At 28.7% G+C, this 17,379-nt stretch carries 21 protein-coding genes; 14 read left to right on the plus strand and 7 right to left on the minus strand.

What is annotated here, in order from left to right:
• Positions 1-49 precede the first annotated feature (49 nt).
• Together EGM88_RS12130 and corA are read right to left on the minus strand one after the other, a co-directional pair.
• A complete protein-coding gene (locus EGM88_RS12130; protein WP_123898593.1) occupies positions 50-1,174 on the minus strand; it encodes a DmpA family aminopeptidase in 1,125 nt (374 codons plus the stop codon).
• Positions 1,175-1,206: 32 nt separating this feature from the next.
• Positions 1,207-2,286: a magnesium/cobalt transporter CorA gene (gene corA / locus EGM88_RS12135; RefSeq protein WP_123898595.1), complete on the minus strand. Its 1,080-nt coding sequence runs from the start codon at positions 2,284-2,286 to the stop codon at positions 1,207-1,209.
• A gap of 145 nt (positions 2,287-2,431) precedes the next feature.
• Between corA and EGM88_RS12140 the strand changes: the two genes are divergently transcribed.
• Positions 2,432-3,277 carry a transketolase gene (locus EGM88_RS12140; RefSeq protein ID WP_123898597.1) on the plus strand — a complete coding sequence of 282 codons (846 nt, stop codon included), beginning with the start codon at positions 2,432-2,434 and terminating at the stop codon, positions 3,275-3,277.
• A 61-nt stretch (positions 3,278-3,338) separates the two neighbouring features.
• Here the strand turns inward: EGM88_RS12140 and EGM88_RS12145 are convergent, their stop codons facing one another.
• Entirely contained in the window at positions 3,339-3,944 is a 606-nt protein-coding gene (locus EGM88_RS12145) for a trimeric intracellular cation channel family protein (protein WP_123898652.1), read from the minus strand.
• Between the two features lie 58 nt (positions 3,945-4,002).
• Positions 4,003-4,719, minus strand: coding sequence for an RDD family protein (locus EGM88_RS12150; RefSeq protein WP_123898599.1), 717 nt, complete (start codon positions 4,717-4,719; stop codon positions 4,003-4,005).
• Between the two features lie 123 nt (positions 4,720-4,842).
• On the opposite strand from EGM88_RS12150, the gene EGM88_RS12155 reads away from it, so the two are divergent.
• The 8 genes from EGM88_RS12155 to hisIE are packed head-to-tail and all read left to right on the plus strand — an operon-like array spanning position 4,843 to position 11,763.
• Complete coding sequence (locus EGM88_RS12155; RefSeq protein WP_123898601.1) at positions 4,843-5,796, plus strand: stage II sporulation protein M; 954 nt, start codon at positions 4,843-4,845, stop codon at positions 5,794-5,796.
• A gap of 4 nt (positions 5,797-5,800) precedes the next feature.
• Entirely contained in the window at positions 5,801-6,691 is an 891-nt protein-coding gene (locus EGM88_RS12160; protein ID WP_123898603.1) for a glycerophosphoryl diester phosphodiesterase membrane domain-containing protein, read from the plus strand.
• Between the two features lie 4 nt (positions 6,692-6,695).
• Positions 6,696-7,421: a DUF4129 domain-containing protein gene (locus EGM88_RS12165; protein ID WP_123898605.1), complete on the plus strand. Its 726-nt coding sequence runs from the start codon at positions 6,696-6,698 to the stop codon at positions 7,419-7,421.
• Position 7,422: 1 nt separating this feature from the next.
• Positions 7,423-8,616 carry a DUF4350 domain-containing protein gene (locus EGM88_RS12170; protein WP_123898606.1) on the plus strand — a complete coding sequence of 398 codons (1,194 nt, stop codon included), beginning with the start codon at positions 7,423-7,425 and terminating at the stop codon, positions 8,614-8,616.
• Positions 8,617-8,618: 2 nt separating this feature from the next.
• Positions 8,619-9,623, plus strand: coding sequence for an AAA family ATPase (locus tag EGM88_RS12175; protein ID WP_123898608.1), 1,005 nt, complete (start codon positions 8,619-8,621; stop codon positions 9,621-9,623).
• A gap of 18 nt (positions 9,624-9,641) precedes the next feature.
• A complete protein-coding gene (hisA, locus tag EGM88_RS12180; protein WP_123898610.1) occupies positions 9,642-10,370 on the plus strand; it encodes a 1-(5-phosphoribosyl)-5-[(5-phosphoribosylamino)methylideneamino]imidazole-4-carboxamide isomerase in 729 nt (242 codons plus the stop codon).
• Between the two features lie 29 nt (positions 10,371-10,399).
• Positions 10,400-11,155 carry an imidazole glycerol phosphate synthase subunit HisF gene (gene hisF, locus EGM88_RS12185; protein WP_123898612.1) on the plus strand — a complete coding sequence of 252 codons (756 nt, stop codon included), beginning with the start codon at positions 10,400-10,402 and terminating at the stop codon, positions 11,153-11,155.
• An 11-nt stretch (positions 11,156-11,166) separates the two neighbouring features.
• Complete coding sequence (gene hisIE / locus EGM88_RS12190; RefSeq protein WP_123898614.1) at positions 11,167-11,763, plus strand: bifunctional phosphoribosyl-AMP cyclohydrolase/phosphoribosyl-ATP diphosphatase HisIE; 597 nt, start codon at positions 11,167-11,169, stop codon at positions 11,761-11,763.
• On the opposite strand, the gene EGM88_RS12195 is transcribed toward hisIE, so the two are convergent.
• Entirely contained in the window at positions 11,760-12,197 is a 438-nt protein-coding gene (locus tag EGM88_RS12195) for a hypothetical protein (protein WP_123898616.1), read from the minus strand. The two genes, hisIE and EGM88_RS12195, sit on opposite strands and share 4 nt — an antisense overlap.
• Before the next feature lie 137 nt (positions 12,198-12,334).
• Between EGM88_RS12195 and EGM88_RS12200 the strand changes: the two genes are divergently transcribed.
• Positions 12,335-13,012 (plus strand): DUF2461 domain-containing protein, encoded by a 678-nt coding sequence (locus tag EGM88_RS12200; RefSeq protein WP_123898618.1) that lies wholly within the window; start codon positions 12,335-12,337, stop codon positions 13,010-13,012.
• A 26-nt stretch (positions 13,013-13,038) separates the two neighbouring features.
• On the opposite strand, the gene EGM88_RS12205 is transcribed toward EGM88_RS12200, so the two are convergent.
• Positions 13,039-13,389 (minus strand): ribose-5-phosphate isomerase, encoded by a 351-nt coding sequence (locus tag EGM88_RS12205; RefSeq protein ID WP_123898620.1) that lies wholly within the window; start codon positions 13,387-13,389, stop codon positions 13,039-13,041.
• A gap of 242 nt (positions 13,390-13,631) precedes the next feature.
• On the opposite strand from EGM88_RS12205, the gene EGM88_RS12210 reads away from it, so the two are divergent.
• The 3 genes from EGM88_RS12210 (at position 13,632) to EGM88_RS12220 (ending at position 15,582) form a co-directional block, all read left to right on the plus strand.
• Positions 13,632-14,288 carry a SatD family protein gene (locus tag EGM88_RS12210; protein WP_123898622.1) on the plus strand — a complete coding sequence of 219 codons (657 nt, stop codon included), beginning with the start codon at positions 13,632-13,634 and terminating at the stop codon, positions 14,286-14,288.
• An 80-nt stretch (positions 14,289-14,368) separates the two neighbouring features.
• Entirely contained in the window at positions 14,369-15,094 is a 726-nt protein-coding gene (locus EGM88_RS12215; RefSeq protein ID WP_123898624.1) for a DUF3307 domain-containing protein, read from the plus strand.
• 86 nt (positions 15,095-15,180) lie between these two features.
• Entirely contained in the window at positions 15,181-15,582 is a 402-nt protein-coding gene (locus EGM88_RS12220) for an acyl-CoA thioesterase (protein ID WP_123898626.1), read from the plus strand.
• On the opposite strand, the gene EGM88_RS12225 is transcribed toward EGM88_RS12220, so the two are convergent.
• Positions 15,574-16,836 carry a mechanosensitive ion channel family protein gene (locus EGM88_RS12225; RefSeq protein WP_123898627.1) on the minus strand — a complete coding sequence of 421 codons (1,263 nt, stop codon included), beginning with the start codon at positions 16,834-16,836 and terminating at the stop codon, positions 15,574-15,576. The genes EGM88_RS12220 and EGM88_RS12225 overlap by 9 nt on opposite strands.
• A gap of 113 nt (positions 16,837-16,949) precedes the next feature.
• On the opposite strand from EGM88_RS12225, the gene EGM88_RS12230 reads away from it, so the two are divergent.
• Entirely contained in the window at positions 16,950-17,363 is a 414-nt protein-coding gene (locus tag EGM88_RS12230) for an acyl-CoA thioesterase (protein ID WP_123898629.1), read from the plus strand.
• The last annotated feature ends 16 nt before the right edge of the window (positions 17,364-17,379 follow it).

Genomic DNA, 17,379 nt, shown 5'->3' on the forward strand with positions numbered 1-17,379 from the left:
TTCTTAATTATCCAAAAGGATTGTTTAACTAGTTAAGAGCACTCTTTATTTACTTTACCCTGTTGTATTTTTTCATAATCTTTATTATGTCATTAACAGGAAGAGCTTTAATTTTATGATTTGCTCTTCCATCCATATCTTCAGCAGCAAATAAAGAGTTAATAATTGCTTCTTCGGTAGCTTCAATAGTCGCTAAAAATAGAGGAGTAACCTTGCTGTTTTTTAATTCTGTTTTATTGTAAAAAGAAGAATCATTAGTGGAGTCGATTAAATTTTCTTTCGCTATTGAAAGAGCAATTACGTAATCACCACTACCATTTGAGGCAATACCACCTGTTTTTGCCAAACCTAACATGGCTCTTTTAGCCATTCTTTCTAGATTTCTAGATCCAATAGGAGCATCTGTAACTACTACAATCATACAAGAACCATCGGCTTCCATACCATTTTTATAAGGATAACTATTTAGTTCTTTTGCTATCGGAGCACCATTAATTTCTAATACACCTCCGTAATTAGTTTGTACCAAAACCCCAACTGTATATCCGCCTAGTGATTCTGGAATTACTCTAGACGATGTTCCTATACCTCCTTTAAATCCAAAACAAATTGTTCCTGTTCCTGCACCAACATTACCTTCTTTAACCTTTCCAGTTTTTGCATTTTTAATAGCTTCAAGTACATGTTTTTCTGTAATATGTCTACCTCTAATATCATTTAAATACCCATCATTAGTTTCACCTACTACAGCATTTACTGATCTTACATTTTTATTTTCAGGATGTTCTAACGTGTAGCTTATTAGAGCGTTAGATGCAGTAGGTACACTTAGTGTATTTGTTAAAATTATTGGTGTTTCTATATTTCCAAGTTCTTTAACTTGACTATATCCTGCCAATTTGCCAAATCCGTTTCCAATATAAATTGCAGCTGGAACTTTTAATTGGTAAATGTTTTGTGAATGAGGCAAAATTGCAGTTACACCTGTTCTAATACTGTCACCTTCAATTAATGTTGTATGACCAACTTTTACGCCTTCAACATCTGTAATAGCATTATTTATTCCTGTTTTTAAAACACCAATTTTAATTCCATAATCTCTGGCTCGTTTTTCTTGAGAACTTATAGTTTGACTAATTAAAAATATAAGAAGTAAAGAAAATTTAATATTCATTTTTAGGTTGTTAAGAGATATTACATGTAACATTATAACCATTTTTTTCTTCTAAAATAAAGTAACAATCCAATGCCAATAATCAAAGAAGCTCCCCAAAAATAATAGTAACCATATTTCCAATGCAATTCAGGAATATTTTTAAAATTCATTCCGTAGATACCAGCCATAAATGTAAGAGGTATAAAAATGGTAGCCATAATAGTTAAAACTTGCATTACTTGATTCATTTTAAGGCTTAAACTTGACAAATAACTATCTTTCAAACTCGAAGCTATATCTTTATAAGATTCAAGTATTTCAATAATTTGAATAGTGTGATCATAAACATCGTTAAAATATTTAATTGTTTTAGGATCTATAAATTTGTCATTGTCGCGTACTAGTTTGTTGATGGTTTCGCGTAATGGATAAATAGACCTTCTAAGTGTTAATAAAATATTTTTATTAGCATGAATTTTTTCTAATGACTCTTGTGTTGGGTTATTAAAAATTTCATCTTCTAAATCTTCCAAATCATTACCAACATTTTCAATAGCGACAAAATAATTATCAATAATTGAATCTATTAGTGAATAAAATAAATAATCATTCTTTTTTTCTCTAATCTGTCCTTTTGGAGCTTTAATACGATCTCTAATATGCTCAAAAACATCTCCTGTTTTTTCTTGAAAACTGATAACATATTCTTTACCTAATACTAATCCAATTTGTTCACTTTCAATACTTTTGGTTTTTTCGTCGTATAGTATCATTTTTAAAGATAAGAACAAATAATTTTGGTATTCTTCAACTTTTGGTCTTTGGTTAGTGTTAGTAACGTCTTCCAACATTAAGCGGTCTAAATTAAAGACAGTGTGAAATTCATTAATTAATTTGTCATTATGAATTCCATCAACATTTATCCAATTGACTGAATTTGGTACTAAATTTTTATGTAAAGCATCACAAGCTTCATATGTATTTTTAGACAATACAGTTGTGTTATAGCTTATTAGCTCTAAAAAAGCATCTTCTAATCTTTCTTTACCAATATATGTAATACTTCCTGGAGGTAATCCTATTTTTTTTGAAGCAGTTGAGTTCCTTTTTCTGATAGGTCTTTTTTTCAATTGGAAAATGTTGAGGTTCTTTATCAAAGATAATAAAATTATAAGAATATAGTTACTGTTAATAACTACCAAAAAAATATACTTACTTTAAATTTTAATATTCCTAGGGTTTTGTATTTTTACACCGTTTTTCAAATCAATAGAAATGCCCAATATAAAAGAATTAGAAGAGTTTGCAACTCAAGTTAGACGAGATATAGTTAGAATGGTACATGCTGTAAATTCTGGTCACCCAGGAGGTTCATTAGGATGTGTCGAATTTTTTACCGCTCTTTATAAAGATGTAATGTGCTATTCAACAGATTTTAAAATGGATGGTAAAGGTGAAGATTTATTCTTTTTATCAAACGGTCACATTTCACCTGTTTATTACAGTGTGTTAGCTAGAAGCGGATTTTTTCCTGTTTCTGAATTGGCTACTTTTAGATTGATAAATACGCGTTTACAAGGACATCCAACTACACATGAAGGGTTACCTGGTGTCAGAATCGCTTCAGGTTCTTTAGGTCAGGGAATGTCAGTTGCAATTGGTGCCGCTCAGGCTAAAAAATTAAATAATGACGATTCTATCGTTTATTCTTTACATGGTGATGGTGAATTGCAAGAGGGGCAAAATTGGGAAGCAATAATGTATGCTGCTGGTAAAAATGTTGATAATTTGATTTCTACAATTGATTATAATGGACAGCAGATTGATGGTGCTACTAAAGATGTACTGCCTATGGGTGATTTAAAAGCTAAATTTGAGGCTTTTGGATGGGATGTATTAGAAGTTGAAAAAGGAAATGATATTGAAGCTGTAATTGCAGGATTAAAAGAGGCTAAATCTAGAACAGGAAAAGGAAAACCTGTTTGTATTTTGTTGCATACTGTTATGGGTAATGGTGTTGATTTTATGATGCATACTCATGCTTGGCATGGAAAAGCACCAAATGATGAACAATTAGCTCTTGCATTAGAGCAAAATCCTGAAACTTTAGGAGATTATTAAAACAAGAGTTTTTAATTAATGCTGATATTGTAGAATAAACTTTTTAACAAGTATAATAATTCTATTTGTTTTCTATAAAAGTAGGTAGGCTTAATTTAAATTTAACTGCTATTAATCGGATAGTAATTACTATTAATGAAGTAATTACATAGTTTATATTAATAGTTATATTATAGTTTGATAAAACTAAAAAAGTTATTGCCCCAACTATACAAGCACTTGCATAAATTTCTTTGTGAAAAATTATTGGAATTTCGTTACACAATATATCTCTAATTACACCTCCAAAGGTGGCTGAAATTACGCCTAATGCTACAGATATTATGGGGTGAAGATTTTGTTGAATTCCAATTTCGGTTCCTATTATTGTAAAAATACCTAATCCAATAGTATCAAATAAAAAAAGAGAAGTACTTAAATAATCTATTCTTTTTCTAATTAATATGGTAAATATAGTAGCACCAATTATCGCGTAAACATAGTTTAAATCTTGCATCCAACTTACTGGAGTCCTTCCTATAAGTACGTCACGCAAAGTACCACCTCCAACTGCAGTAACAAAAGAAATAATAAAAACGCCAAAAGGGTCAAATCTCTTATTAATAGCTGTTAAAGTACCAGAAATGGCAAAAGCCATAGTACCTAAAATATCTAAAGTGTAAAATATGGTCATAAATGTGTTGTAATGTCAATTCCTAATTTCGAATTGTTATTTGAAATTACTTTTATTGTTGTGTATAATAATTATAATCTTTGATTACTTTATCTACAAAATCAATAGGTTTTAAATCTGTTTTAATATCTGTAATGTCAATTATTTTTTGATGTAGTTTGTTAATAACACTATGATTTCTTTTTTTAATAGCACTTTTATATAATTCTTTAATAGACTGAATATCTCTGTCAGAAAGCATTGTAACTTGAGGAAAAGTTGGAGTATAATCTTCTGGAAGGTCAGCTATTAAGGTATCTTCAATAGCAACGTGTTTTTTTTCAGAAATAACAGTGGTAGAGGCTGCAATATCTCCTAAACGTTGTCCTTTACCATTCAATAAAATGGTTAATAAAGCAATAGACCCAGTAGCAAGGTCAATGTCAATTAAACGAAGCATCCAGCGTAATAAATAACTTCCAAAAGTAGGTTTAGAACCATCAATTTTAACTACACGTATATTATTGACGAATTTTCCTGGGGTTTGCCCATTCATAAGAACTTCAAAAAATAAACTATAAAAAAAGATAGGTAATCCCATAATGGTGTATATAAACCAAGATTCCATATTAGCAACAAGACCTATAGCATTTAGTATCCACATCATAATAATAGCATAAGCAACTATAATTAGCATATCTAACAAAAAAGAACCAATTCTACTACTAACATTAGCAACATTTTGATTGATACTAACATTTTGAGCGGTTTCTATTTGAAAATTATCCATTTTTACCTTTATTTGTAAGAAATAAATTGAACTTTTTTAACGTAAACGAAAGTATAAAAAAACTATTACTTATTTGTTTAATGTATTGAAGAAGTTAAAATTGCTACAACTAAAAAAACTTAAATGCGGGAAGCGGCTTTTGTAAAAAAACACAAAGAGAGATGGCAGTTGTTTGAAAATGTTCTTTCCAAAAAACAACATATTTCACCCGATAGATTGTCTGACTTGTATATAGAAATAACGGACGATTTAAGTTATGCTAAAACATTTTATCCAAATAGTAATACTGTAAGGTATTTGAATTCAATTGCTGCTAATGCTCATCAAAAAATTTACAAAACAAAAAAAGAAAGCAAGAATAGGCTTATTTCTTTTTTTAAAACTGAATTTCCTCTAGCTTTTTATAAGCATCAAAAACAATTATTAATAGCATTTTTAGTTTTTGTTTTTTTTTCTATAGTTGGGGCTTTTTCAGCAGCTAAAGATGGTGATTTTCTTAGATTAATATTAGGAGACGCTTATGTAAATATGACGTTAGAAAATATTGCAAAAGGTGACCCCATGGCTGTTTATAAACAAGAAGGGCAAACAGAAATGTTTGTATCTATTACAATAAATAATATTAGAGTTGCAATGAATGCCTTTTTATTAGGCATGTTATTTTCTGTTGGAACACTCTATATTATGATGCGAAATGGCATTATGCTTGGGTCTTTTTTATATTTTTTCTATGATCAAGATTTGCTATGGGAATCTACCAGAACTATATGGATTCACGGTACTATAGAAATATCAGTAATTATTATTGCTTCTTGTGCAGGCATGGTTTTAGGTAATGGCTTACTTTTTCCAGGAACTTATACGAGATTAGACTCTTTTAAAAGAAGTGTAAAAGCCGGTTTAAAAATTATGGTAAGTACTATTCCATTTTTTATTATTGCTGGATTTTTAGAAGGTTTTGTAACTAGACATACAGAAATGCCTGACTGGTTAGCAATTCTTATTATCGCAGCTTCATTGTATACCATTATTTATTATTACATTATTTATCCTATTAAATTAACCAAACAAAATTAGCAATATGCAAAATTATAATTTTATTGAATTTAAAAAAGAAAGAGATTTAGGTGCTATAATTAATGATACCTTTAAGTTTATTAGAGAAAACTGGAAACCTTATTTTGGGGCTATTATAAAAATTGCTGGTCCATTTATTTTAATAGGTTCTATTTTAATGGTACTTTTTTTTAGTTATTATCTTGGAGTTGTTGGTGAGGTTGCTGGGATGAATCAAAGTTCTAATCCTGATGATGTTTTTGGTTTAATAGGACCTATGTTTGGTTGGATAGGACTATTAGCAATTGTTTTAATTTTAGTATTTATCATTGTTTCATTAACTTCTTTATTTTATATAAAATCTTATATTTCAAATGATGGAAATGTAAATTTTGATGATGTGAAAAGTAATACGTTTCAAAATATTTGGAAATATTTGGGCTTAGGTATTCTTGTTGCTTTAATGATTGGTTTTGGATTGATTTTATGTTACTTACCAGGAATTTATTTATGGGTAGTTTTGTCGTTATCAACTTCTATAATGGTGTTTGAAAATAAAAGTGTTGGAGATTCAATATCTCATAGTTTTACACTAATTAAAGGGCAGTGGTGGAATACTTTTGGAGTGCTATTAGTTATTGGTATTTTAGTTAATATTTTGGGTTATGCTTTTTCTGTGCCAGCTCTATTATATCAATTAATTGGGCAAGGTACAATGCTTGGAAGTGATGATCCAACAGAAGTATTTAATATTTTTAAAGATCCAATATATATTGGGTTAAATGTACTATCTTATATTGGTAAATTTGTATTGTCTTCAATAACACTAATTTCAGCAGTTTTTATTTATTATGATTTAAACGAACAAAAAAATTTAACAGGAACTATTGAAAAAATTGATAGTTTAGGTCAATAATCAATTGAAACAAATTTTATTTTACATACTCGTTTTTTTTACTTTATATAGTAATGCTCAACAAGACTCTCTTAAGGTTAAGATAGATCGTGAATATATTGAGTTAAAAAAAATTGATGTTGATAATCTTGAGGAGTATAGATCTGATAAAGATTTTAATTATGAAATTGAGAAAAAAGAACCTTCATTATTACAACAAGCCTTTGAATGGTTGTACAGAGTATTTTTAAATTTTTTGCGATGGATATTTGGCAATAAAGCAGCAACAGGTATTATGTCTTTTATAGTAAGGTTAATTCCTTACATTATTGTTGGTCTTATTTTATTTTTATTGATAAAGTTTTTTCTTAAAGTAAATGCCAATGCCATTGTTTCGGGTAAAACTAACACATCAACAGTGCTAATAACTGAAGATGAAGAGTTGATTAAAAGTGAAGATTTGCCAACATTGCTTAATAATGCAATTACTCAAAAAAATTACCGACTGGCTGTTAGATATTATTACTTATTGATATTACAAAAATTATCAAACTCAGAAATTATTGATTTGCAGCAGCAAAAAACAAATGAAGATTATATAAAAGAAATAAAATCAGAAATATTAAAAAAGAAATTTGCTTCTAGTACTTATCTTTATGATTTCGTTTGGTATGGAAATTTCGAATTAAAGGAAAGCGAATTTTTAAAAGCAGAAAATCAATTTAATGAACTTACAAAATTGATTAAATAATTTGAGCAAAAGATCTAAAATATTATTAGTTGCTGCTATAGTTGTGTTTGTGGCATATGTATATGTAGAAAGTGTAAAACCTAAACCTATAAATTGGTTTCCTACATATGCCGCAAAACACAAATTGCCTTATGGAACTTATGTTATACGTAATGAATTAGAAAATATTTTTAGCGATACAGACATTCAAGATATTAATATTCCTCCATATACTTTTTTACAAGACACCACTAAAACAGGAACCTATATTTTTATTGATGATGGACTTAATTTTGGAGAAGATGAATTTAATAAATTGTTGGAATTTGTAAACAAGGGGAATGATGTGTTCATTTCCACTCACGGAATTAATATAGATACTTTGAATCTTAAAACGGATGTAATTTCATCTGCAGCATTTCAACAAAATGTATTTTTTAAATTTTATAATAAAAGCTTAAGTACAAAAGAGTTTTATTTTGATAGAGGTTTTTACAATACAAAATTTAGTAAAATAGACACTTTAAACACTGTTGCTTTAGGTATTACAGGTTATTTAAATGAGAAAGAACAACGAGTTTCTGAAGGTATAAATTTTGTAAAACAACCTTATGGAAAAGGGAATTTTTATTTACATACTTTTCCTGAAGCATTTACAAATTATTTTATTTTAAAATCACCCAATCAGCAATATACTGCCGCTGTATTATCTTATTTAGACGATTCAAAACCAATATTTTGGGATGCTTATTATAAAACAGGTAAAAGTAAAATAACCTCACCAATGCAATATGTGTTAAGTTCAAATAGTTTAAAATGGGCATATTATACAGCACTAATTGGTGTTTTATTTTTTATAGTTTTTGAAGGGAAACGAAAGCAACGATACATTCCAATTATTACGCCTCTAAAAAATCAAACTTTAGCTTTTACACGTACTATTGCTAATATGTATTACGAAAAATCGGAACATAAAAGTATTGCAGAACATAAAATAACCTATTTGTTAGAGTATATTCGTACTAAATTAAATGTGCCTACGGTTACAGTTAATGATAATTTTTATACCTATGTAGCTTCTAGAAGTGGTCATAGCATAGAAGAAGTAAAAAAGCTATTTGCATATATTAATACTATTCATCAAAAGAATACTATTACTAAAGAAGAATTGATACAGCTAAATGCTGCCATTGAAAAATTTAAAAATCCTGTATAAACATGGAAAATACTGAGCAAAATCCTCAAGAAGAAGGATTACAATTTAATAGTAGAATAGATTTAAGTAAGTTAAAATTTGCTGTTGAACAGATAAAAGAACAACTACATCAAGTAATTATAGGGCAAGAAGAATTTATGGAGTTACTTTTAGTGGCTCTTTTGGCAGATGGACATGTACTAATAGAAGGTGTTCCTGGGGTGGCTAAAACGATAACAGCTAAATTATTATCCAAAACAATTAATACAGGTTTTAATAGAATTCAATTTACACCTGATTTAATGCCTTCTGATGTATTAGGAACATCTGTATTAAATATGAAAACTTCAGATTTTGAATTTAAAAAAGGACCTATTTTTTCAAATTTAGTATTAATTGATGAAATTAATCGTGCTCCAGCAAAAACACAAGCGGCTTTATTTGAAGTGATGGAAGAACGTCAAATTACTATTGATGGTTCAAAATATATGTTACCACCTCCTTTTATGGTTTTGGCAACTCAAAATCCTATTGAACAAGAAGGAACTTATGCTTTACCTGAAGCCCAATTAGATCGTTTTTTATTTAAAATTAATGTAGGCTATCCTAATTTGGATGAAGAAGTGCTAATTCTTAAATCTCATAATGATAGAAAAGGAGCTTTACCACAAACCATGATTAAATCGGTTTTATCAGAAAAAGATTTAGCTGAATATAGAAGTAAAATTTATGAAATTTTAGTTGAGCAAAAAATAATAAAATATATTGCCGAAATTATAATTAAAACTAGAAATCATCCACATTTATATTTAGGTGGCTCACCAAGAGCAAGCATTGCTGTTTTAATGGCAGCTAAGGGTTTTGCAGCTATTCAAGGGCGTGACTTTGTAATTCCTGAAGATGTGAAAAAAGCTATGATTCCTGTTTTAAGACACCGAATAATTTTAACTCCAGAGCGTGAAATGGAAGGAATGACTACTGACAAGGTAATAGAAATGATAATTCAATCTGTTGAAGTTCCAAGATAACTTTTAATATAACTTTAAATGAGAATAATACCAGCCATAGATATTATAGAAGGGAAATGTGTACGTTTGTCAAAAGGTGATTATACTACTAAAAAAGTGTATAGTGAGAGTCCGCTAGAAGTCGCAAAACAATTTGAAGCTCATGGTATAGAATATTTACATTTAGTAGATTTGGATGGAGCTAAGGCAAGTTGCATTGTGAATTATAAAGTATTAGAACAAATAGCATCTAAAACAACTTTAAAAATTGATTTTGGAGGTGGTTTAAAATCAGATAAGGATTTGAGAATCGCTTTTGAAAGTGGGGCTAATCAAATTACAGGAGGTAGTATTGCTGTAAAAAAACCTGAGGTTTTTAGAACATGGATTCATAAATATGGTGAAGATAAAATCATTTTAGGAGCTGATGCCTTGGGTGAAAAAATAGCCATTAGCGGATGGTTAGAAGAATCTGATGAAGATTTAATTCCTTTTATTCAAGAATATCAAAAAGAAGGAATTAAATATGTAATTTGTACAGACATTAGTAAAGACGGCATGTTACAAGGGCCTTCATTTGAGTTGTATCAAAGAATATTAACTGATACACCAACTATTAAATTAATTGCATCTGGAGGAATTTCTACTTTTAAAGAATTACCTAAGCTTGCTCAATTAGGTTGTGAAGGTGCAATTTTAGGAAAAGCAATTTATGAGAATAGAATTAGTTTAAAACAACTAGAAACATATATTTTATCTAAAGAGTAAGAGAATATATTAGTTATGAAATACAAATCATGTTAACAAAAAGAATAATACCTTGTTTAGATATTAAAAACGGAAGAACCGTTAAAGGTGTAAATTTTATAGATTTAAGAGATGCAGGAGATCCTGTTGAATTGGCGGCTTTGTACGCCAAAAATGGAGCCGATGAATTGGTGTTTTTAGACATTTCAGCTACTGAAGAGCGTAGAAAAACCTTAGCAGATTTAGTGTTACATGTTTCTGAAAAAGTAAATATACCTTTTACCGTTGGCGGGGGAATTTCATCCGTTGAAGATGTTGATATTTTATTAAAATGTGGAGCTGATAAAGTTTCTATTAATTCATCAGCTGTAAAAAATCCAGAGTTAATAAATAAATTGTCCGCTAAGTTTGGTAGTCAATGTGTTGTAGTTGCAATAGATGCTAAACAAATAGATGGAAATTGGAAAGTACATTTGGTTGGAGGTAAAGTACCAACAGAGTTAGATTTGTTTGAATGGGCTAAAGAAGTAGAAAAACGAGGAGCAGGTGAAATTTTATTTACCTCAATGGATCATGATGGCACAAAAAATGGTTTTGCCAATAAAGCCTTGGCTAAATTATCTACCGAATTAAATATTCCTATAATTGCTTCAGGTGGAGCAGGGAATAATCAACATTTTATTGATACTTTTGTAGAAGGAAAATCTGATGCTGCATTAGCAGCAAGTGTTTTCCATTTTAAAGAAATAGAAATTAACGATTTAAAAGCAGAATTGAAAGCACATGACATTCCTGTGAGATTGTAATTTATAAAAAAATGAAGATAGATTTTAATAAAAATACTGACGGATTAGTACCCGCCATAATTCAAGATGTTAATACTAAAAATGTATTAATGTTAGGGTATATGAATGAAGAAGCCTATAAGCAAACTGTTGATACAAAAAAAGTTACTTTTTTTAGTAGAACAAAAAGTAGATTGTGGACTAAAGGTGAAGAAAGTGGTAATTTTCTAAATTTAATAGATATTAAAGTTGATTGTGATAATGATACTTTATTAGTAAGCGTAAAACCTGTTGGCCCAACTTGTCATAAAGGAACTGATACCTGTTGGGGAGAAAAAAACACAAGTAATTTTGGATTTTTATCTCAATTGGAAGAAATTATTAAAGATCGCAAAGAAAACGCAGACAGTAAAAATAGTTATGTGGCTTCACTTTTTGAGAAAGGGATTAATAAAATTGCCCAAAAAGTAGGAGAGGAGGCTGTAGAAACAGTTATAGAGGCAAAAGACAATGATGATAATCTCTTTTTAAACGAATCAGCCGATTTACTTTTTCATTACCTAATTTTGTTAAAGGCGAAAGGGTTTTCGTTGTCAGACATTGCTAATGTTTTAGAAAAAAGACACTAAGTCAACCATTTTTTAGCAATTCCTTTTTTAGAAAACCAAAGCAATATAATACCACCAGTTAATATCATAATAGGCATTATAATTGCTCCAGGACCGTAGACTTCAATAGCATTAGTTACAAAGAAGTTGTAGGTCATTTGAAATATGATACCAATTAATGATAATAAGAAAATGGGTTTTGCCCATTTTTTTCTTAAAAGTAATGCTATGGCTCCTAGTAATCCTCCAAATACTGCAATAGCAAAGGCTGCAATAACCCATGAAGGGGTGTTTTCTATCATAACTAATTGCTCTTGATTATAAAGAGATTTAAAACTTTCAGTTTTGTAGGCCTGTTGTAAGTATTGATATACTCCCATTCCATTCCAAATAAGTGCAATTACACTTATTATCCAAAACCATATTGGCGGTCTGTTTGTTGTTGATTTTGTCATGGTTTATAAGTTTTTTCTTTGTAATTATTTGATTAGTAGTTTGTTGTTTTTTTTACTAAATTATAAAAAAAATGAATAATCTGTCTTTTTTTTGTGTAAACAATCTTCCTTACCTTTGAGTGAAATCAAATAAATTTATGTCTGCAACTATACCTAAAAAAGCATTTACGTTTTTACAAAAATTAAAAAACAATAATGATAGAGAGTGGTTTAATAAGCATAAACCAGAATTTAAAGCAATTGAAAACGAGGTAAAATATTTTTATAATGAATTGCTTAAGGTAATGCAAGAGCATGATGAGGTTGATAAATTAAAAATGTTCCGAATTTATAGAGATGTTCGCTTTTCTAAAAATAAATTACCTTATAAAACGCATTTTGGAGGGGCTTACAATCGAGTAAAACCAAAATTAAGAGGAGGATATTATTTACAAATTGCACCTGGTGATTCTTTTATAGCAACAGGATTTTGGAATCCAGAAAAGAATGATTTATTACGTATTAGAAAAGAGTTTGAAATTGATGCTTCTGAAATTAGAGAGCTATTAAATAATAAAAAGTTTAATAAAGTTTGGGGTGATTTTATCGGAGATGAGGTTAAAACGGCTCCTAAAGGGTTTAGTAAAGAACATAAAAACATTGATTTAATACGGAAAAAACAATTTATGTTTATTAAAAAGTTTACTGATAACGAAGTGTTGTCTCCAAATTTTATAGATGAGGTGAATACAGCTTTTAAAATGATTCGTCCTTATTTCGATTATATGAGTGAAGTTTTAACAACAGATTTAAACGGAGTTTCTTTAATAGATTAACTTTAGAAATTTAGAGATAATCTCTTTTAATTAAACCAAACAGCATATTTCATTCTTCTTAATTCAAGGGCTAATGTTTTTTCCATTTTTAAAGCTTCAGCTCTAGTTTTTATAGGGTTTAAATGATTGTACAAACTTGGACGTAAGTACATGCCATATTTTTCTACAATACGAGAAGATATTTTATACCCTTTTTTATTTCTATGTCCTGTTTTATGTTGTTTAAAACGTTCTTTAGGTGTTTTACTAGTCATGCCTACATACAAACATTGTAAAACTCCATTAAATTGTGGATTTGCGTTTCTAAATCGAGTATTCTCTGTAAAAACACGCTTAGATAACTCTATTACATAGACATAATATTCTGTTTTAGCCATTTTTTATTAGTATACCGCAATATACTTTATTTTGTACAGAATACAATTCTTATTTTATTAGTCTACAGGCTAATATTTATCAATTATTAGTCTACAGGCTAATATTTAGTGGTTATTAGTCTGTAGACTAATATATTTAGTATATTTGTAGTATGTCTATTCGTGTTTTATATTCGTTAGAAAAGATGACATGTAGACACTGTAAATAAATAATTATAAATTGTTGCATAATTTTTAAATAAATGAAAACTGTAATTACAGGAGATTTAATAGATTCAACAAAGTATACTCCATCAGAATTAGATGCAATATTAAATGTTGTAAATGACGAATTTGATTATTTTAGAACTACTTATGATGTGGATTTTAAAATATTTAGAGGAGATAGTTTTCAAGGTGTAGTGCTTGATTCTTCATTAGCACTAGATTTAGTACTTACTATTAAAACTGTAGTAAATAAAATTCCCATTAATAGAAAAAAAATAAGTGGATTAACAGATTTTAGAATTGCCATTGGCATCGGAAATATTAACTTAAAAAGAGATTCTATTTTAGAATCTAATGGAGAAGCTTTTCAGTTTTCAGGCAAAACACTTGATACAATGAAAGGGGATTATCCTCGGTTATTATTAAAAACAGCTGATGAAAATTTAAATGAAGAGTTTAATGTACATTTTGCATTACTAGATAGTGTTACCAGTAAATGGAGTGTAGCTTCCGCAGAAGTTGTTTATTACTTACTTAAAGGCAAAAAAGAAACGGAGGTTGCCAAAATATTAGGGATTAATCAATCTGCAGTTAATCATCGTAAAAAAGCTGCCAATTGGGATGCTGTAGCCATGTTGTTAAAACGTTATAAAGTGGCAATTGGAAATTACGCACGTATAAAGGGTAGTTAAATAAAATCAGTTGTAGCCTTAGTATGGTTATTATTAAATGGAGTTTTACAGGCTTTAAAGCTAAATAGATAAATAAAATAATGGACAACATTTTAATCTTATTACAATTAGTATTAGCTCATGTATTGACTGATTTTGTATTTCAAACTACCAAAATGGTTAAGCACAAACGCAATTACAAAGCTAAATCAGGGTATTTGTATGTGCATAGTGTATTAGCAGGAGTGCTTACGTATCTATTTTTGCAAGAATGGAATCAGTTTTTAGTTCCAATAGTTATTATAATTACTCATTTTATAATAGATTTATGGAAATTACATCAAAAGAAAGATGATTTAAAATATTTTGTAATTGATCAAGTGTTACATCTTATAATAGTTTGTCTTGCATGGTTGTATTTAATTGATGGTTTTTCAATGGTATTGCCTGTAATTGCTTTGTTTTTTTCGTCAACAAATACATTGGCTATATTAATAGCTTATCTTATTGTTATTTTTCCTGTAGGATTTATTATTGGTAAGGCTACCGAGCGTTGGCAACAAGAAATTCTTAAAGAAGGAACTCAAAATAGTTTAAAAAAGGCAGGACGCTATATTGGTATATTTGAGAGAATTTTGGTGCTCACCTTTATTTTGATTAATAATTTTGCTGCAATCGGTTTTTTGATTGGAGCAAAGTCTATTTTGCGATTTAGTGAGACTAAAGGAGCTCGAAAACAAACTGAATATGTGTTAATAGGTACTTTAATGAGTTTTTCTATTTGTATTATTATAGGATTATTTGTTAACTATATTCTTTATCTATAATACTATTTTATTATAAATTTAAGCAAAGAGTTGGGGTAATTTGTACATACTAAAACTTGATTTTTTATTCAATACAATATTCTAATATGAAATTTCACACAAGAAAATGGGTAAAACCAGAAGATTTAAATCCAAATGGTACTTTATTTGGCGGAAGATTGTTGTCATGGATAGATGAAGAAGCAGCTTTATATACAATCATTCAATTAGAAAATAATAGAGTTGTTACCAAACGTATATCTCAAGTAGATTTTAAAAGCTCAGCCAAAGAAGGAGACATTATTGAAATTGGAATAGAGGTTGTAAAATTTGGAATGGCTTCACTAACACTGGCATGTGAAGTGCGAAATATAATGACCCAAGAAATTATTTTAACCATTTCCAATATTCTTATGGCTAACCTTGATAGTGAAGGAAAGCCTTGTCCACATGGTAAAACTAAAATAGAATATGTTCAAGATCGATTGGCCAAGAAAAATTTAACTTAGTTTAGCGTTTAACGCTTCAATGTCTTTAGAGCTAGGTTCTTGAAATAATTCTAAATCAAAATAAGGAACAGTTGCTATTAAATGTTCAAAAATATCAGCAATAATATGTTCGTAGTTTATCCAACGTTTATCTTTAGAAAATGTATAAATTTCTAAAGGAATTCCTTTAGAAGTAGGCTCAAGATGACGGGTCATAATCATCATATCTTTATTAATTGCAGGATGATTATTTAAATATAAGTCGCAATATTTTCTAAATAAACCAAGATTTGTTTGATTTCTACCATTGACAATAATAGATCTATCAAAATTCAGTTCTTTATTGTACTTATCAATATCTGTTTGTCTATGAGTGATATAGTCAGAGAGAATTTGAATTTTTGAAAATCTTTTTAAATCTTCTTCTGTTAAAAACTTTATACTATTTGTTTTAATTATAAAAGCTCGTTTAATTCTTCTACCTCCACTTTCTTGCATGCCTCTCCAGTTTCTAAAGGAATCTGAAATTAAAGCATAAGTTGGTATTGTAGTAATGGTCATATCCCAATTTGAAACTTTTACGGTAGCTAAAGTAATTTCTACAACATTACCATCTGCACCATATTTTTCCATAGTTATCCAATCACCAATACGTACCATATCATTAATAGAAACTTGTATACTTGCTACAAAACCTAATATAGAATCTCTAAAAACTAATAATAAAATTGCAGAAGTTGCTCCAAAAGTAGCTAAGAATGTGGTAATACTTTTACCTGTAAGTTCAGAGAATATAAATATTGCACCAACAAACCATAAAAAAATTACAAATACTTGAGCGTAACTGTCTAACGGTTTGTCTTTAAAATATTCTTTTTGTTTTAAATATTCTTTTGTGGTTCTAATAACACTTCTAAAAATCCAAATTATTAAAAAAATTAGATAAACATCAGTAATTTTTATTAAATATGATTTCCATAATTCGAAGTCTGCCAGTAGAAGAGGAATAAATTTTCTTAAAAGAATAAAAGGGATGATGTGAGCTACATATTTTGGAAAATTACTTTGAACCAAAAAATCATCATAAGTGGTTTTTGTTTTAATAGTAAAAATTCTAAAAGACCTTATAATTACCTTTTTAAAAATGTAATCTAATACTAAAAGAATAATGGTTAAAATAACTGAATTTATCAATACATTTATATAACTCGATGTTTTTTCAGAAAAACCTTCATTAATTAAAATATCATAAAACCAGGTAAAATAATTGTTCATTATTAAGGGTGTTTTAGAGAATTAATACCAAAAGACAAAACTAAAGAAAATGAAACAACTAATACTATTGTAATATATTTAAATTGTATTTTAGTCCTATCAAATATTAATTTATGAATGATACTAAAATACCTGAAAATAAAGTTTCGTTTCACTATTCTTTTAAAGTAACTTCAGAAGACATAGATAGTTTAGGGCATGTTAATAATGTTTCTTATTTAAAATGGACACAGAAAGTTGCTTCTATGCACTGGAAAAAATTGGCTTCTGAAAAAATTAGAACCGAAGTAATGTGGTTTGTTCTAAGACATGAAATAGACTACTTAAAACAAGCTTTTGTAAATGATACTATTACTGTTTATACTTGGATTGAAGATGCAAAAGGAGCACGGTCAAACAGAATGTTCAGAATTTATAAAGATGAGGAATTATTAGTAAAATGCAAAACAACTTGGGCTTTAATTGATGTTAAAACAGAAAAACCAAAACGCATTGATGACGATATTCTTAAACTATTTATTGTTTAAAAATCTATAAATTATT

The organism is Aureibaculum marinum, from assembly GCF_003813905.1.
Taxonomy (GTDB): Bacteria; Bacteroidota; Bacteroidia; order Flavobacteriales; family Flavobacteriaceae; genus Aureibaculum; species Aureibaculum marinum.

What these genes read in the sequence shown, in the direction of transcription:
- EGM88_RS12130 (WP_123898593.1), bottom strand. Translation starts at nt 1,174, where the DNA reads ATGAATATTAAATTTTCTTTACTTCTTATATTTTTAATTAGTCAAACT.
- EGM88_RS12140 (WP_123898597.1), top strand. Translation starts at nt 2,432, where the DNA reads ATGCCCAATATAAAAGAATTAGAAGAGTTTGCAACTCAAGTTAGACGA.
- EGM88_RS12150 (WP_123898599.1), bottom strand. Translation starts at nt 4,719, where the DNA reads ATGGATAATTTTCAAATAGAAACCGCTCAAAATGTTAGTATCAATCAA.
- EGM88_RS12155 (WP_123898601.1), top strand. Translation starts at nt 4,843, where the DNA reads ATGCGGGAAGCGGCTTTTGTAAAAAAACACAAAGAGAGATGGCAGTTG.
- EGM88_RS12160 (WP_123898603.1), top strand. Translation starts at nt 5,801, where the DNA reads ATGCAAAATTATAATTTTATTGAATTTAAAAAAGAAAGAGATTTAGGT.
- EGM88_RS12175 (WP_123898608.1), top strand. Translation starts at nt 8,619, where the DNA reads ATGGAAAATACTGAGCAAAATCCTCAAGAAGAAGGATTACAATTTAAT.
- hisA (WP_123898610.1), top strand. Translation starts at nt 9,642, where the DNA reads ATGAGAATAATACCAGCCATAGATATTATAGAAGGGAAATGTGTACGT.
- hisF (WP_123898612.1), top strand. Translation starts at nt 10,400, where the DNA reads ATGTTAACAAAAAGAATAATACCTTGTTTAGATATTAAAAACGGAAGA.
- hisIE (WP_123898614.1), top strand. Translation starts at nt 11,167, where the DNA reads ATGAAGATAGATTTTAATAAAAATACTGACGGATTAGTACCCGCCATA.
- EGM88_RS12195 (WP_123898616.1), bottom strand. Translation starts at nt 12,197, where the DNA reads ATGACAAAATCAACAACAAACAGACCGCCAATATGGTTTTGGATAATA.
- EGM88_RS12200 (WP_123898618.1), top strand. Translation starts at nt 12,335, where the DNA reads ATGTCTGCAACTATACCTAAAAAAGCATTTACGTTTTTACAAAAATTA.
- EGM88_RS12205 (WP_123898620.1), bottom strand. Translation starts at nt 13,389, where the DNA reads ATGGCTAAAACAGAATATTATGTCTATGTAATAGAGTTATCTAAGCGT.
- EGM88_RS12210 (WP_123898622.1), top strand. Translation starts at nt 13,632, where the DNA reads ATGAAAACTGTAATTACAGGAGATTTAATAGATTCAACAAAGTATACT.
- EGM88_RS12215 (WP_123898624.1), top strand. Translation starts at nt 14,369, where the DNA reads ATGGACAACATTTTAATCTTATTACAATTAGTATTAGCTCATGTATTG.
- EGM88_RS12220 (WP_123898626.1), top strand. Translation starts at nt 15,181, where the DNA reads ATGAAATTTCACACAAGAAAATGGGTAAAACCAGAAGATTTAAATCCA.
- EGM88_RS12225 (WP_123898627.1), bottom strand. Translation starts at nt 16,836, where the DNA reads ATGAACAATTATTTTACCTGGTTTTATGATATTTTAATTAATGAAGGT.
- EGM88_RS12230 (WP_123898629.1), top strand. Translation starts at nt 16,950, where the DNA reads ATGAATGATACTAAAATACCTGAAAATAAAGTTTCGTTTCACTATTCT.